This window comes from Rhizobium sp. P32RR-XVIII (assembly GCF_012641395.1).
Classification (GTDB): Bacteria; Pseudomonadota; Alphaproteobacteria; order Rhizobiales; family Rhizobiaceae; genus Rhizobium.
In genome coordinates, this window is record NZ_JABAIH010000004.1 from 432,740 (window position 1) to 447,104 (window position 14,365).

11 protein-coding genes are annotated in these 14,365 nt (G+C 61.5%); 6 read left to right on the top strand and 5 right to left on the bottom strand.

Going from position 1 to position 14,365, the window contains the following annotated elements:
• Positions 1-47: 47 nt before the first annotated feature.
• A complete protein-coding gene (locus HGP14_RS15310) occupies positions 48-725 on the bottom strand; it encodes a YoaK family protein (RefSeq protein WP_168830720.1) in 678 nt (225 codons plus the stop codon).
• Positions 726-1,013: 288 nt separating this feature from the next.
• On the opposite strand from HGP14_RS15310, the gene HGP14_RS15315 reads away from it, so the two are divergent.
• The 3 genes from HGP14_RS15315 to HGP14_RS15325 all read left to right on the top strand — a co-directional run bounded on the left by HGP14_RS15315 (position 1,014) and on the right by HGP14_RS15325 (position 6,297).
• On the top strand, positions 1,014-2,198 hold the full coding sequence (locus tag HGP14_RS15315) for an efflux RND transporter periplasmic adaptor subunit (protein ID WP_168830721.1): 1,185 nt from the start codon (positions 1,014-1,016) through the stop codon (positions 2,196-2,198).
• Positions 2,195-5,347, top strand: a complete 3,153-nt coding sequence (locus HGP14_RS15320; protein ID WP_168830722.1) for an efflux RND transporter permease subunit — start codon at positions 2,195-2,197, stop codon at positions 5,345-5,347. Before HGP14_RS15315 ends, HGP14_RS15320 begins: the two co-directional genes overlap by 4 nt.
• Before the next feature lie 284 nt (positions 5,348-5,631).
• Positions 5,632-6,297 carry an OmpA family protein gene (locus tag HGP14_RS15325; protein ID WP_168830723.1) on the top strand — a complete coding sequence of 222 codons (666 nt, stop codon included), beginning with the start codon at positions 5,632-5,634 and terminating at the stop codon, positions 6,295-6,297.
• Between the two features lie 96 nt (positions 6,298-6,393).
• Here the strand turns inward: HGP14_RS15325 and HGP14_RS15330 are convergent, their stop codons facing one another.
• Both HGP14_RS15330 and HGP14_RS15335 read right to left on the bottom strand, forming a co-directional pair.
• Positions 6,394-8,058: an arylsulfatase gene (locus HGP14_RS15330; RefSeq protein ID WP_168830724.1), complete on the bottom strand. Its 1,665-nt coding sequence runs from the start codon at positions 8,056-8,058 to the stop codon at positions 6,394-6,396.
• A gap of 164 nt (positions 8,059-8,222) precedes the next feature.
• Positions 8,223-8,630: a DUF2000 family protein gene (locus tag HGP14_RS15335; protein ID WP_168830725.1), complete on the bottom strand. Its 408-nt coding sequence runs from the start codon at positions 8,628-8,630 to the stop codon at positions 8,223-8,225.
• A gap of 31 nt (positions 8,631-8,661) precedes the next feature.
• On the opposite strand from HGP14_RS15335, the gene HGP14_RS15340 reads away from it, so the two are divergent.
• Positions 8,662-9,549: an AraC family transcriptional regulator gene (locus HGP14_RS15340; RefSeq protein WP_168830726.1), complete on the top strand. Its 888-nt coding sequence runs from the start codon at positions 8,662-8,664 to the stop codon at positions 9,547-9,549.
• On the opposite strand, the gene HGP14_RS15345 is transcribed toward HGP14_RS15340, so the two are convergent.
• Positions 9,509-10,603, bottom strand: a complete 1,095-nt coding sequence (locus HGP14_RS15345; RefSeq protein ID WP_168830727.1) for an AbrB family transcriptional regulator — start codon at positions 10,601-10,603, stop codon at positions 9,509-9,511. The two genes, HGP14_RS15340 and HGP14_RS15345, sit on opposite strands and share 41 nt — an antisense overlap.
• Before the next feature lie 165 nt (positions 10,604-10,768).
• Complete coding sequence (locus tag HGP14_RS15350; RefSeq protein WP_168830728.1) at positions 10,769-11,671, bottom strand: LysR family transcriptional regulator; 903 nt, start codon at positions 11,669-11,671, stop codon at positions 10,769-10,771.
• A 92-nt stretch (positions 11,672-11,763) separates the two neighbouring features.
• Between HGP14_RS15350 and HGP14_RS15355 the strand changes: the two genes are divergently transcribed.
• Both HGP14_RS15355 and HGP14_RS15360 read left to right on the top strand, forming a co-directional pair.
• Positions 11,764-12,798: an aldo/keto reductase gene (locus HGP14_RS15355; protein WP_168830729.1), complete on the top strand. Its 1,035-nt coding sequence runs from the start codon at positions 11,764-11,766 to the stop codon at positions 12,796-12,798.
• 76 nt (positions 12,799-12,874) lie between these two features.
• Complete coding sequence (locus tag HGP14_RS15360; RefSeq protein WP_168830730.1) at positions 12,875-14,287, top strand: FAD-binding oxidoreductase; 1,413 nt, start codon at positions 12,875-12,877, stop codon at positions 14,285-14,287.
• Positions 14,288-14,365 lie beyond the last annotated feature (78 nt).

Consider the following 14,365-nt stretch of genomic DNA (forward strand, 5'->3'; position numbering starts at 1 on the left):
GTAATGTAGTGATTCGGGCTGGAAAGACCAGAAAAGATGTTCTGCTTTCATTCCGCCGGGCTTTCCGGCGGGCGGAAGGCGAGGGTTACAGAGACGAGCGCAAGAAGCGGCGGAAACGCGAAGCACCAGAGACCTGCAAGCACATAGGCGAGAGCTGCAAGTCCGCAGCCGAGCGCGAAGGTGGCGACTGCGAGCGCCATCTTCGCAAGCCGCGGCTTCACGGGCTTTTCCGCATCAGCCGGGCCTCCGTGGGCGAGATCGGCGAGGTCGATCATGATCTGTGTCGTCGTGCCGGTCATCAGCGTGCCGGGCGGCGCGGCGGAAAGGTGGATGCGGTGCGCGGCATTCTGGATCGCCATGGCGATGACGAGCAGCATGCCGGTGACAACGAGCGGCAGGCCGTCGGGATCGGAAAAAGGACCGAGGCGGATTGCCATGGCGGCTCCGGCGATGAGGAAAAGCAGCTTGAGGACCAGCATCGTCCGCAAGCTGCGCTCATCCGCCGTGCGTCGGGTGAGGTAACGCAGCAGGAAGATGGTGATGCAAAAGACCGGCAGCGCCAGCAGCTTGGCGATGATGCCCGAGGTCCCGAAGGCCAGTGCGGCGCCGAGCGTCACGAAGTTGCCGGTGACATGGGCGGTGAACAGACCGCCGAGCGCCAGGAACCCGGCTGTGTCCACATAGCCGCCGGTGAAGCTGAGGAGGAAGGGAAGGGCGGGGCGCATAGGTCTCCCTTGGACTGTCGGGACGGGCGTTGCCGCTTTACTGCGCTTTTCTGTTCTACTGAAGAAGCGGCGGGTGAAATCTGTCGAAAAATACGTGGATGCTCAAGCAAAAGTGACCTGCATCTCGACTTTTCGGATCTCACCGAGATTACAATTCTGTAATGACGGATGGATACGCTTGAAGCCGGTTTGTAAAGAGGCGATATTGCCGCAGACACGCGATTGTGTCTGACAGACGCCTCTTACGACCGACCCTGGTCAAACCTCGAGTCCCTCCTGGAGACGTGAATGGCTTTTTGGAAGCAGATTGTTCTTTCTATCATCGTTATTGCGGCCGGTTTTGCCGGATGGATTTTCTTTGTGCCGGGTTCGGCTGATACTTTAAGAAATGCGGGGGTTCCGGAAAGCCTCGTGGCAAAGCTCGCTCCTGCCATGAAGACATCTGATGCCGGCGGATCAGAGCAGGGGCAGGGCGGTCAGGGTGGAGGCCGCAACGGCGGCGGGCGCAACGGTGGCGTTCTCGTCGTGACGCAAGCCGTCGTGCAGGGCGTCGTGAATGACCGGCTGAACGCGATCGGCACGGGTGACGCGATCCGCTCGGTGGCCGTGACGCCGCAGGCAACAGGGACCATCCGCGAAATCCTCATCAAGTCAGGCGACAAGGTCAAACAGGGACAGGTGCTCGCCACGCTCGACAGCGAAGAGCAGGTGATTGCCAAGGGGCAGGCCGAGGTGGCGCTGAAGAGCGCGATGGAGAAATCCAATCTCTACCACAACATCAAATCCAGCGTTTCGCGCATGGATGTGTTCGATGCCGAGATCGTCGAGCAGGGTGCGCGGTTGCAGCTGCAGGCCGCCGAGCTCAATCTTGCCCGGCGTAATATTGTCGCGCCGATCGATGGCATCGTCGGCATCGTCCCGGTCAACATCGGCGACAACGTGACCACCAGCACGCCGATCGTGACGCTCGACGACCGCTCCGAAATCCTGGTCGACTATTGGGTGCCGGAGCGTTTCGCCAATACGGTTTCCGTTGGCCAGCCGGTCGAGGCAATGTCGGTCGCGCGGCCGGGCCAGGTGTTCACCGGCGAAGTCGAGGCGGTGGATAACCGCGTCGACGCAGCAAGCCGAACACTGCGCATCCGCGGACGGATCGATAACAGCACGGATGAGCTTCGCGCCGGCATGTCCTTCAATGTCAGCATGAAGTTTGCCGGCGACAAATACCCGGCGGTCGACCCGCTGTCCGTTCAATGGGATTCGCAGGGTTCCTTCGTCTGGCGCGTCGTCGACGGCAAGTCGCACAAGGTGCGGGTCAGCATCGTGCAGCGCAATCCGGATTTCGTGCTCGTCAAGGCCGACATCAAGGATGGTGACGCCATCGTAACGCAGGGCCTGCAGCGCGTCCGCGAAGCCGGCGCGGTGCGGGTCGCCAATGAAGTGGCCTCGAGCAGCGAGGTCACGGCACAATGAGCGTGACTGAACTCCCCGAGAGAGCGTCCGGCAAGCAGACCTTTACGGCCCTCTTCGTGCGCCGGCCGATACTGGCGCTGGTTTTCAACACACTGATGGTGGTGGCGGGCCTCGCAGCCTATGCCGGGATCGAAGTGCGCGAGCTGCCGGATGTCGACCGCCCGGTCGTGACCGTACGCACGACCTTCGATGGCGCGTCGCCGCAGACGATCGATCAGGAGCTGACCAAGGTGATCGAAGGCGCGGCTGCGCGCGTCAGTGGCCTGAAGTCGATCTCGTCGCAGTCGCAGTTCGGCCAAAGCCGCGTGACCCTGGAGTTTTCCGACAGCGTCGACCTTGCAGTTGCCGCAAACGACGTGCGCGACGCGATCGGCCGCATCACGCAGCAGCTTCCGGACGAAGCCGACGCGCCGCAGATCGTCAAGGCGGATTCGGATTCGCAGGCGATCATGCGTCTTGCGGTCACGTCCACCAATCTCAACATGGATGATCTGACGCTTCTCGTCGAAAACGAGATCGTCGACCGCCTGGCTTCCGTCGATGGCGTCGCCGATGTCGAGGAGTATGGCGACCAGGAAAAGATCTTCCGCGTCGATGTGGATCAGGGGGCGCTCGCCAGCCGCGGTCTCACGGTCGGCGATCTGACGCAGGCGCTCTCCAGTTCCGCGCTCGACGTTCCGGCCGGATCACTGAAGAGTGCGACGCAGGATATCGTCGTGCGCGCGACCGCGAACCTGCAGAACCCGGAGGATTTCGCCAAGGTCATCCTGCAGGACCACGTGCGGCTTGGCGATGTCGCGACCGTGACCCTCGGGCCGCGCGACGGCGAGACGGCGCTGCGCTCCAACGGCATTCAGGGCATTGGCCTCGGCGTCATTCGCCAGGCGCAATCGAACACACTCAATATTTCGAGCGGCATCAAGACCGTTGTCGAGCAGCTGTCGAAGACGCTGCCGGAGGGCACCAAGATCGCGATCACCAGCGACGATGCGGTGTTCATCCAGGGCGCCATCCATGAGGTCGTCCTGGCGCTGATCCTTGCCGCGGTCATCGTTACCGGCGTCATCTATCTCTTCCTGCGCGACTGGCGGGCAACACTCATCCCTGCAGTCAGCATGCCGGTGGCGTTGATCGGTACGCTGGCGGCGATCTATCTCGTCGGCTTCTCGATCAACATCCTGACGCTGCTTGCGATCGTTCTGGCCACGGGTCTCGTCGTCGACGACGCCATCGTGGTGCTGGAAAATATCGTGCGCCGGCGGGCCGAGGGCATGGGGCCGCGAGCGGCGGCGGTGCTCGGCACACGCGAGGTCTTCTTCGCCGTTATCGCGACCACGGCAACGCTTGCCGCGGTCTTCATTCCGCTATCCTTCCTGCCGGGACAGGTCGGCGGCCTCTTCCGGGAATTCGGGTTCGTGTTGGCGTTCTCGGTCGGTCTCTCGTCGATCGTCGCGCTCACTTTATGTCCGATGCTGGCGTCGCGGATGCTGACGAAGCCGATGCTGGACGATCACGGCGCGCTTGGCCGGTTCGGCAGCATCTTCGCGCGTGTCTACCAATGGGGCCTGCAGCGCTGCCTCAACGCCCCGCTCGTCGTCCTGGTGGCGTCGATTTTCTTTGCCGGCGCGGCGCTTGTCGCATTCTCGACCGTCAAAAACGAACTGACGCCGAACGAAGACCGCGCGATGGTGATGATGCGGCTCACCGCACCGCAGGGATCAAGCCTCGAATACACGCGTGACAAGCTGCAGCTCGTCGAAGAATACCTACAGCCGCTGCTCAAAAGCGGCGACATCCGAAACATCTTCTCGATCTCCGGGCAGGGCGGTTCGGCCAATAGCGGCTTCATGGTGCTGACGCTGGCGCCCTGGAGCGAGCGTCACCGGACGCAGGCGGAGATCGTTCAGGATATCAACCGGGCGGCAGCGCGTGTTCCCGCACTCCGCGGCAATGCGATCCAGTCGAACAGCCTGCGCATTCGCGGCGCCGGCAACGGCCTGCAGATGGCGGTCGTCGGCAATGATTACGAGAGCCTGACGGCTTCCGCGCTCAAGCTGGTGCAGGCGCTGGACGCGACCGGGCAGTATGATACGCCGCGCCTTACCAACGAGCCGACGCAGGCGCAGGTCTCGGTCGCCATCGACCGCGAACGCGCTTCGGATCTTGGCATCGATATCACGGGGCTTTCGACGGCGATGCAATCGCTGCTTGAGGGACGCTCCGTCGTCGACGTCTTCGTCAAGGGCGAAGCCTACCCGGTGCTGCTGACCTCGACCACCCGGCCGCTCGACGATCCGACGGATCTCGAAAACGTCTTCCTTAAAACAGGCGACGGCAAGATCGTACCGATATCGGTCATCGCTTCGATGAAGGAAGGGGCGGTCGCGCCGCAGCTGAATCGCGAATCGCAGCTGGCTTCGGTCGCAATCACCGCGGGCCTGAAGGATGGCATGTCGCTCGGCGATGCCGTCAAGCAGGTGACGGAGCTCGCGGCCCCGATCCTGCCGCCTGGCGCGCGTCTGGTTCCGCTTGCCGAAGCGGCCACCCTTGAAGAGAATTCGAGCGGCATGGCGCTGACTTTCGCCTTTGCGATCGTTATCATCTTCCTGGTGCTGGCGGCGCAGTTCGAAAGCGTGCTTTCCTCGCTGATCATCATGTCGACCGTTCCGCTTGGGCTCGCCTGCGCGGTCTTCGCGCTGATCATCACTGGGTCGAGCCTCAACATCTATAGCCAGATCGGCCTCGTGCTGCTTGTCGGGGTCATGGCGAAGAACGGCATCCTGATCGTCGAATTCGCCAACCAGCTGAGGGATCACGGGGTAGAGGTTCGCGAGGCGATCGAGCGAGCCTGCGCGCTTCGCCTTCGGCCGGTCATGATGACAATGATCGCGACCATTCTCGGCGGCGTTCCGCTGGTCTTCGCGCATGGAGCGGGCGCGGAAGCGCGCATTGCGCTTGGCTGGGTCATCGTCGGCGGATTGGGTTTCGCGACGCTGGTCACGCTCTTCATCACGCCGGTCGCGTATTTCCTCATCGCGCGCTTTGCCACGCCTCATGCTCACGAAGAGGCCCGGCTGCACGAGGAAATGGCGGTTGCGACACGTCCGAAAGTCGTGCCCGATCCGAAGCATCTCCAGGCCGCGGAATAAATCGGCCTTTCCCCGAAAGCGCGCCGCCGTCAAACACGGCGGCGTTTCTGCTCCTGAGCGCCTCATTTAACCGTTCGATCCCGCCGCGTTCCGTCGGCTCGGCGATCCGCTGGTCTCCACGCTCCGCGGTAACGCCTGTGGCAAATCGGTAAATATGCCGGGATTTGTGCAAGCGGCACGTGTCCAATCCACCGATTCTGCTCTATCCAGAGGAATGCGTTCATCTTGTCGCCGCATTTCCTAATATTTGCTCGCATCAGCTTCGAAGGGAGAGCTTTCTGTCTATGATCAAGAAATTCGTACTCTTGGCAGTTGCTGCCAGCTATTTGACCGCATGCACTACGACCGACCCCTATACGGGCGAGCAGAAAATGTCGAATACCGCGGGCGGCGCTATGCTCGGAGCTGTCGGCGGTGCGCTTGCCGGTGCCGCCCTTGGCGGACGCGGCCACGGCCCACGCAACGCGGCGCTGATCGGTGCCGGTCTCGGCGCGCTCGCCGGTGGTGCGATCGGCAACTACATGGACCAGCAGGAAGCGGAACTGCGCGCCCAGCTGCAGGGCACCGGCATTTCGGTCACGCGCAACGGCGACAACATCATCCTGAACATGCCATCGAACATCACCTTCGACGTCGATCAGGACGCCGTGAAGCCGGGCTTCTATCCGACGCTAAACTCGGTAGCGATCGTGTTGCGGAAGTTCAATCGCACGTTGATCGATATCAATGGCCATACGGATTCCACCGGCAACCTGCAGCACAATCAGGATCTGTCGCAGCGGCGCGCCCTTTCGGTTGCCGATTATCTCGGCGGGCAGGGTATCGACCAGCGCCGCGTCTCCGCCGTCGGCTTCGGTCCGTCGCAGCCGGTCGCGTCGAATGCGAGCGAAGCCGGACGCGCCCAGAACCGCCGCGTCGAAATTCAGATCGCGCCGATTACCGAGAGCTGATCTAGACGATACTAAATCGGACAGCCGGGCAATTTGCCCGGCTGTTTTCATTCATTAGATGGCGAATGCCACCAAGCCGTCTCAGGGCGGAAAGAGCTATTGCGGTGCAAGCCGCTCAAGTTCGTTCAGTCGTTTCAGAGCCGCTTGCTGGCGAAGCAAGCCGTAGTTGATGCCGCTCGCATTCAGCGAACTGCCCTCCTGATAGGGGAACTGATCAAAGTCTGCGAAGAAGTCCTTGATCTTGCCCTGTATCGGAACAAGCAGCCAGATGTTCCTGGCGAGGAACTCGATAGCGCCGCCGCCATCTTCCATGCCGCGTTCGTAGGGGTCCATGCGCAGGTTTGCGATAAGCGCCCAGCTCGGCACTTCTCGGGTAGCCGTTGCAATATTGCCGTGGCTGGCGATTGCGAAGCTTAGCTTCCAGTCGTTCCATCTGATGGCATTGAGGTTGCCGCCCTGATCGAAGTAGTAGACGGAATCGCGGGGACCGGTCGGAACCTCGCCCTTCAGGAAGGGCAGCAGATCGTAGCCGTCCAGATGCACTTTGAAGTCCTTGGTTCCAGATTTGAAACCTGCCTTCATTTGCTCCTTGAGGTCCGATACGCCAGCCGCGCTCGCGAACGTCGGCATCCAGTCCATAAGCGTGACGATCTCGTTGATTTCGGTTCCCGGTTTGACGACGCCCGGCCAGCGAACCATCATGGGAATGCGGAAGCCACCCTCCCATGTCGTGCCCTTCTCGCCGTGGAACATCGTCTGGGCTCCGTCCGGCCACAGCGCAAGCTCTGCGCCGTTGTCGGTCGTGTAGAGAACGATGGTGTTCTCGGCGATGCCCAGTTGATCCAACTGATCGAGAAGCTGGCCGACGTGGCCGTCATGCTCGACCATGCCGTCCGCATGGATACCTTTGCCCGTCTTTCCGAGAGAGTCTGCCTTCAGGTGGGTAAAGACGTGCATGCGCGTTGAGTTGAACCAGCAGAAGAAGGGCTTGTCTGCTTTTGCCTGCCGATCGATAAAGTTCTTGGCGGCTGCCAGGAATTCCTCGTCGACCGTCTCCATGCGCTTTATGGTGAGCGCGCCGGTGTCTTCGATTTTTCCATCAGCACTCGACTTGATCACGCCCCGAGGGCCGAACTGTCTGCGGAATGCCGGATCCTTCGGGTAGAAGTAGCCTTCAGGCTCTTCCTCGGCGTTGAGGTGATAGAGATTGCCGAAGAATTCGTCGAAGCCATGCTTGGTCGGCAGGTGCTGATCCTGGTCGCCAAGATGGTTCTTGCCGAATTGGCCTGTCGCGTAGCCCCGCGTTTTCATGACATCGGCAATCGTCGGCATCCAGTCCTGAATGCCGTGCGGATCGCCCGGCATGCCGATGGTCAGCAATCCCGTACGGAACGGCTCCTGCCCCAGGATGAAGGACGCTCGACCCGCAGTGCAGCTCTGCTGGCCATAGGAATCCGTGAAGATCGCGCCTTCCCTGGCAATGCGGTCGATGTTGGGTGTGCGATAGCCCATCAGACCCATCGTGTAGGCGCTGATTTGCGGTATACCGATGTCATCGCCGAAGATGACGAGGATGTTCGGAGGCCTGCCAGAGCCAGCTGACTGCGGTTGGGCGGTCTGTGCCGTCTGTGCGCTAGCGCGTTGTGCGGTGGACGCGACAGCAAGACCAGCGAGGGCAAGCGAACTGCCACCGAGCAGCAGATCGCGGCGGCTGACCGCCGTGGGCGCGTCAAGCGTCCTTCCGGTTTCACAATCTTCCATCGGGAGTCTCCTAGTGGTGAAATAGGCAGTGATGAAGTACGCACCGGAAAGCGTGTGTGAAAATCGGCAGATGCGGAAGTACGCAACGGTAAATGGAGACGTAAATTCGGTCGCTTAGGATTGGCGAAGATCGCCTTGCCGGAACTCAACGCCGCTATGTCGTTTCAGGCATGCATCTTTGCGCCCTTGGTGATCTTGTCGACGATCTTCTTATCGGCGCGCAAGGCGATCCCGACGACCTTGGCATCTTCTGGGGCGCGTTCGGCAAAGACCGCGCGGTTGGCGGCGTCATGGCCGGTCGCGAACATCTCCTCGATGAACAGCGAGGCGGCAATCTCACGCTCCAGCACGCGGCGATGTATCGCCGCAATGGTTGTCTCGTCGGCCGACAAAACGATAATGGGTTGGATGGACATGGCGTTGTAGAGGTTGCCGGCGCGGTCTTTGTAGGGCTCGCCAATGATCTGCGGATTTTGACCGGCGATGCCGCTCATCACGAAGGCGGTCACATTCAGCTTCTGCCATGACGCAAGATTGTTTCGCAGGACGATCGCAATTTTGGTATCAAACATTCCAGTCTCTTTCATGCCGTCTGAGGTCGCGTTGAGCCAGGATTTAACTCCGCCGGTATTCGAAGGTCTTGAACGTTTGTGCACGCTGCGGGATGGCGACGGCATTCTGACCGCGCCCGCTTTCCCGGGGATCGAGCGCATCGAGGCGCAGTTCAGGGGAAACGCCTTCGAGCCGCACCGTCACGATACCTACGCGCTTGGCGTAACGCTCAAGGGCGCGCAGGCATTTTACTATCGCGGCGAAAGACGCATCAGCCTGCCGGGGCAGGTCATCGTGCTCCATCCGGACGAGGAGCATGACGGCGGGGCAGGCTCCGATGACGGGCTGCAATATCGTATGCTCTATCTGGAGCCAGCGTTGCTTGCCGAGTGTCTCGAAGCGGAGAAACTCGGGCTGCCCTTTGTCGATCAGCCTGTAGTCGACGATGCGGGTCTTGCTGGTGTGTTGCTTGGCGCTCTCGCTGATCTCGATGGGGAGCTCGACGAGCTGTTCGTCGACGATTTCCTGATGCGGGTGGGGGATGGGCTGGCGAAACATGCGAAAGCGCAGCGGCGGCTGCTGGGCAACATAGCCTGGGGGCAAGCACGCCGTGCCCGCGACTACCTCGAAGCGCATGCGACGCAGACAGTGCGTTCCCGCGAGCTGGAATCCGTGACGGGGCTCGATCGCTTTGCGCTTTCGCGCCACTTCCGGGCTGCATTTGCGACCAGTCCCCATCGCTACCTGCTGATGCGACGGCTGCAGAAGGCGCGGGCGATGATCGGCGAGGGAGGCGAGCTCTCGGATGTCGCCTTCGCGACCGGCTTCGCAGACCAGAGCCACCTCAATCGGCATTTCAAGAAGGCCTATGGCATGACGCCCGGCCAGTGGGCCTCGCTCAGGCGGGCTTCTCGGCCAGGCCGCTCTTGCGGGCAATGAAACGCGCAAGCATTGGGCCGGTGAACAGAATCACGAGAAACCGCCCGACCTGCATCGCCATGATGAACGGCTGGTCGACATCGCTGGAGGCAGCGATGATGGCGACCGAATCGGCGCCGCCGGGGCTCGTGGCAAGATAGGCGGTCAGTGGATCGATGCCAGCAAGCTTGTGCAGCGCCACGGCCATGAGGCCGCAGATCCCGATCAGAAGCAGAATGGAAGCGGAGACGCGCGGCAAGGCACGGGCGACGTGTTTCATGATGGAGCGGGTGAAGCGGAGCCCGATGCTCCAGCCGATCATCGCATAGCTGAACGCAAGCAGCCACATGGGCAATTCGATCTTCATCAAGCCGAACCCCTGCAGAAGTGCACCGGCAAATAGAGGCGTGATGATGGTTCCGCCTTTGATGCGGAAACGAAAGACCGCATAGACGGAGCAGCAGGCAAGCAGCAGGGTCATCGCAAGAGCCGGCCAGTCGACCGGTGGAAACAGAATGAGCGGCGGCGGCTCTCCACCGTCGGTGGCGACCCAGAGATGCGAGATGGCGGACGCGGCAATGACGACGAAGACGACGCGCAGATACTGCATGAAGGCAACGAGGCGGGCATCAGCACCGTAGGACTCCGACATGATGACCATGGCCGAGGCGCCGCCAGGCGAGGAGCCCCAGACCGCGGTGGTTCCGGGGAGCACCTGCCAGCGCGTGAGGACATAGCCAAGCAGGCTTGCAACCGCGATGACCGAGAAGATGACCACCATGAAGAGCGGCGCGTCCTTGACCATCGTGCCGAGAATATCCGGCGTGATGGCGCGCGCCATCAGCAGACCGACGATAACCTGCCCGAACTGCAGCGGCCAATAGGGCACACGCACCTCACCCTTGCCGAAGACCAAGGCGAGAAACATCGCGGCGATCATCGGTCCGACGAGAAGCGAGGCTGGCAGACCGAAAAGCTCGAAAAAGGCGACAAGACCGGCGGAGAGGGCAAGCAGCAATGCCCATCTCGGCAGGCTGGCTTTCTGCATGGCGCGGCTTGCGGATTTAAAGAGCATGGAGCGGTTTCTTCTTGGCGAATGCACAGGAGCGCCGCCACGCGCATTGGGGGAAGTATCGGCGGGATGAAAAGAAGCGGCGGGGTCTGCCGCTGGCGCCACCCGGTATATTTGCCAGCGTGCACCGGGGTCAACTGCGAAATCTGGCTTTGGCGGAGGTATCGATCAAAGCCGGACGTTCGCAGCCAGAAAGTCGAGCAGAGCGCGCACGCGGGCCGGTAGCGGACCTCCCGCGCCTATATAGACCGCGTAGAATTCCTCGATATCGCCGGGATTGAGGTTTTCGAGGACGGGGACGAGTCTCCCGGCGGCGATGTCGGCACGAACGGTGAAATCGGCAAGCCGGGCGATACCCACTCCGGCGATCGCCATATGGCGCATCCCGTCGCCATCGCCGATCTGAACTCCCGGCGTGACCGGCACATGCACGGTTTCATCCTGATCGAGAAGCGGCCAGCCGGCGATGGCCCGGGAATAGGAAAAGCCGATACGGCAGTGCTTTTCGAGATCGGCGATCGATTTCGGTTCATCGTGGTGGTGCAGGTAGTCCGGCGAAGCGACGATGAGCTTGCGGGCTGCCCCGAGCTTGCGGGCAATCAGGCTGGAGTCCTTGAGCGGGCCGGCGCGGATCGCGACATCGGCGCGCTCTTCCATGAGATCGACGATCTTGTCAGTATAGGAAATGTCGAGTGTCACGGCCGGATGAAGCGCCATGAAGGCGGGCAGGAGTGGCGCGAGCACATGATTGCCGAAGGACGCGCTGGTATTGATGCGGATCGGACCCGCCGCTTGTTCGCCTGTCGAGGCGTGGCGCTCGGCCTCCGCGATGTCCGCCAAGATGGAAACGCTTCGTTCGTAGAAGGCGCAGCCCTCCGGCGTCAGCTGCAGGCGTCGCGTCGAGCGGTTGATCAGGCGCGTGCCCAGCCGGGTTTCGAGGCGGGCGACAAGCTTGCTGACGGCCGACGGCGTCATGCGGCAGGCCGTTGCGGCGGCGCTGAAACCGCCGAGCTCGACAGCGCGGACGAAGACCTCCATTTCGCCGGAGCGATTGATGTCCTGACGGCTCATGATGAATTCAAATCACAAATGAGTTTCTTGCCGGCAATCTATATCGTGCCTTCATGAGTGTCTATCTCTCTTGCAGCAACAGGAGACAAGTCATGGAATACAGGAATCTCGGTGCATCCGGTCTCAGAGTACCGGTCTTGAGCTTCGGCGCTGGCACGTTCGGCGGCAGTGGGCCGCTTTTCGGAGCATGGGGCAATACCGACGCGGCGGAGGCGCGGCGCCTCGTCGATATCTGCCTCGAGGCGGGCGTAAACCTCTTCGATACTGCTGACGTTTATTCCGCGGGCGCATCAGAGGAGGTCCTCGGGCAGGCGATCCGCGGAAAGCGCGACGCGGTGCTCATCTCCACGAAGACAGCGCTGCCGATGGGCGAGGGGCCGGCGGACTGGGGAAGCTCACGTTCGCGGCTGATCAAATCCGTCGATGATGCGCTTCGGCGCCTCGGCACCGACTATATCGATTTGCTGCAACTGCATGCCTTTGATGCCTCGACGCCGGTCGAGGAGGTACTTTCGACGCTCGATCGCCTCGTCGCTGCCGGAAAGCTCCGCTACATCGGCGCTTCGAATTTCGCCGGCTGGGAGCTGATGAAGTCGCTCGCCGTTTCCGAGAGACATGGCTATCCGCGTCATGTGGCGCATCAGGTCTACTACTCGCTGGCAGGCCGCGATTACGAGTGGGAGCTGATGCCGCTCGCTGCTGACCAGGGCGTGGGTGCGCTGGTCTGGAGCCCGCTCGCCTGGGGCAGACTTACCGGCAAAATTCGCCGCGAGCAGCCGCTGCCGGAAGGAAGCCGGCTGCACCAGACGGCGGAATATGGTCCGCCGGTTGATGACGAAACGCTGTTCAATATTGTCGACGTGCTTGACGAGATAGCCGCCGAGACCGGCAAGACGGTGCCGCAGATCGCCATCAACTGGCTGACCACCCGGCCAACCGTTTCCAGCGTGATCATCGGGGCGCGCAACGAGGAGCAACTGCGCCAGAACCTCGCTTCCGTCGGTTGGTCTTTGACCAAGGAGCAGGTCGAGAGGCTCGACAAGGTCAGCAGCGTGTCGGCGCCTTACCCTTATTTTCCTTACAGAAGGCAGGAAGGTTTCGCCCGGCTCAATCCGCCGCTCGTTTGATCGATACTGGACAGGCGCCATCCGTTGCCCCATACCAACCTGCCTGTAGCGGCGGAAAAGATGGGAGATCAACAGGATGGCGCTCAAGGATGCAAAAGCCGGAAAACGCAATGAGACGGGCATTTCTGCCGTTCTCGGCATCTTGAAGCAGCGTTTCGGCGAGCGCTTCCAGACCGGAGAATCCTTCCGCCTACAGCATGCGCATACAACCACCTACATTCCCGCGCAGCTGCCGGATGGCGTGCTGTTCGCCGAAACCGCAGACGACGTGAAGGCGGCGGTCAAGCTCTGCGCGGAGCACAAGGTGCCGGTTATCGGCTTCGGTACGGGCTCTTCGCTGGAGGGGCAGGTCAATGCACCGAATGGCGGAATTTCGATCGATTTCAGCCGAATGAATCGGGTTCTTGAAGTAAACGCCGAGGATCTCGATTGCACCGTTGAGCCGGGCATTACGCGTGAAGAGCTGAATGTTTATCTTCGCGATACCGGCCTGTTCTTTCCAATCGACCCCGGTGCAAATGCCTCGATCGGCGGGATGGCTTCCACGCGGGCTTCCGGAACCAACGCCGTTCGCTACGGCACAATGAAGGACAACGTGCTGTCGGTGACGGCCGTGACAGCCAACGGCGAGGAGATCCGCACCGCGCGCCGGGCGCGCAAATCCTCTGCGGGTTATGATTTGACCCGGCTTTTCGTCGGGGCCGAAGGCACGCTTGGAATTCTCACCTCCGTGACGTTGCGGCTGCAGGGGATTCCCCAGAAGATCGCAGGCGGCGCCTGCGCCTTTCCGACGATCAAGGCCGCCTGCGACGCGGTCATCATGACCATCCAGATGGGTATTCCGGTTTCGCGCATCGAGTTGCTCGACGAGGTGCAGATGCGCGCTTGCAACGCCTATTCGGGACTGAGCTATGCCGAAAGCCCGACGCTCTTCCTCGAATTTCATGGAACGGACGAAAGCGTCGAGATTCAATCGGCGCAGTTTGCGGAGATTGCGGCCGAATGCGGCGGCGGGGAATTCCTTTGGACGGCGAATGCCGAGGAGCGCAACAAGCTCTGGAAGGCGCGGCATGACGCGTACTGGGCCTGCCGGGCGCTGGCGCCCAGCCTTGCCGCACTTTCGACCGATGTCTGTGTTCCAATATCACGGCTTGCGGATTGTGTTGCCGAGACGCAGGCCGACATCCAGGAACATGGTCTGCTGGCGCCGATCGTCGGTCATGCGGGGGACGGGAACTTTCACGTGCTCCTGCTGTTCGATGACAAGACGGCTGAAGGCGTCGCCGTTGCGGAGAATTTCGTGGCGCGGCTTAATCAGCGAGCTTTGGCCATGGATGGGACATGCACCGGTGAGCATGGGATAGGACAGGGAAAGATGGCGTTTCTCGAGCAGGAGCTTGGCGGTGCCGTCGATCTTATGCGGCAGGTCAAGCAGGCGCTCGACCCTGACGATATCTTCAATCCCGGCAAGATCTTTCATCTTGGCTGAAAACGGAACAAGCTCATGATCTTCGGCCTTGCTCCCGACATGAATAACAGTAGTGTCGGCAACAGATTCCCGATTGGA

What these genes read in the sequence shown, in the direction of transcription:
- HGP14_RS15335 (WP_168830725.1), bottom strand. Translation starts at nt 8,630, where the DNA reads ATGTTTGATACCAAAATTGCGATCGTCCTGCGAAACAATCTTGCGTCA.
- HGP14_RS15350 (WP_168830728.1), bottom strand. Translation starts at nt 11,671, where the DNA reads ATGAGCCGTCAGGACATCAATCGCTCCGGCGAAATGGAGGTCTTCGTC.
- HGP14_RS15320 (WP_168830722.1), top strand. Translation starts at nt 2,195, where the DNA reads ATGAGCGTGACTGAACTCCCCGAGAGAGCGTCCGGCAAGCAGACCTTT.
- HGP14_RS15325 (WP_168830723.1), top strand. Translation starts at nt 5,632, where the DNA reads ATGATCAAGAAATTCGTACTCTTGGCAGTTGCTGCCAGCTATTTGACC.
- HGP14_RS15315 (WP_168830721.1), top strand. Translation starts at nt 1,014, where the DNA reads ATGGCTTTTTGGAAGCAGATTGTTCTTTCTATCATCGTTATTGCGGCC.
- HGP14_RS15310 (WP_168830720.1), bottom strand. Translation starts at nt 725, where the DNA reads ATGCGCCCCGCCCTTCCCTTCCTCCTCAGCTTCACCGGCGGCTATGTG.
- HGP14_RS15360 (WP_168830730.1), top strand. Translation starts at nt 12,875, where the DNA reads ATGGCGCTCAAGGATGCAAAAGCCGGAAAACGCAATGAGACGGGCATT.
- HGP14_RS15355 (WP_168830729.1), top strand. Translation starts at nt 11,764, where the DNA reads ATGGAATACAGGAATCTCGGTGCATCCGGTCTCAGAGTACCGGTCTTG.
- HGP14_RS15345 (WP_168830727.1), bottom strand. Translation starts at nt 10,603, where the DNA reads ATGCTCTTTAAATCCGCAAGCCGCGCCATGCAGAAAGCCAGCCTGCCG.
- HGP14_RS15330 (WP_168830724.1), bottom strand. Translation starts at nt 8,058, where the DNA reads ATGGAAGATTGTGAAACCGGAAGGACGCTTGACGCGCCCACGGCGGTC.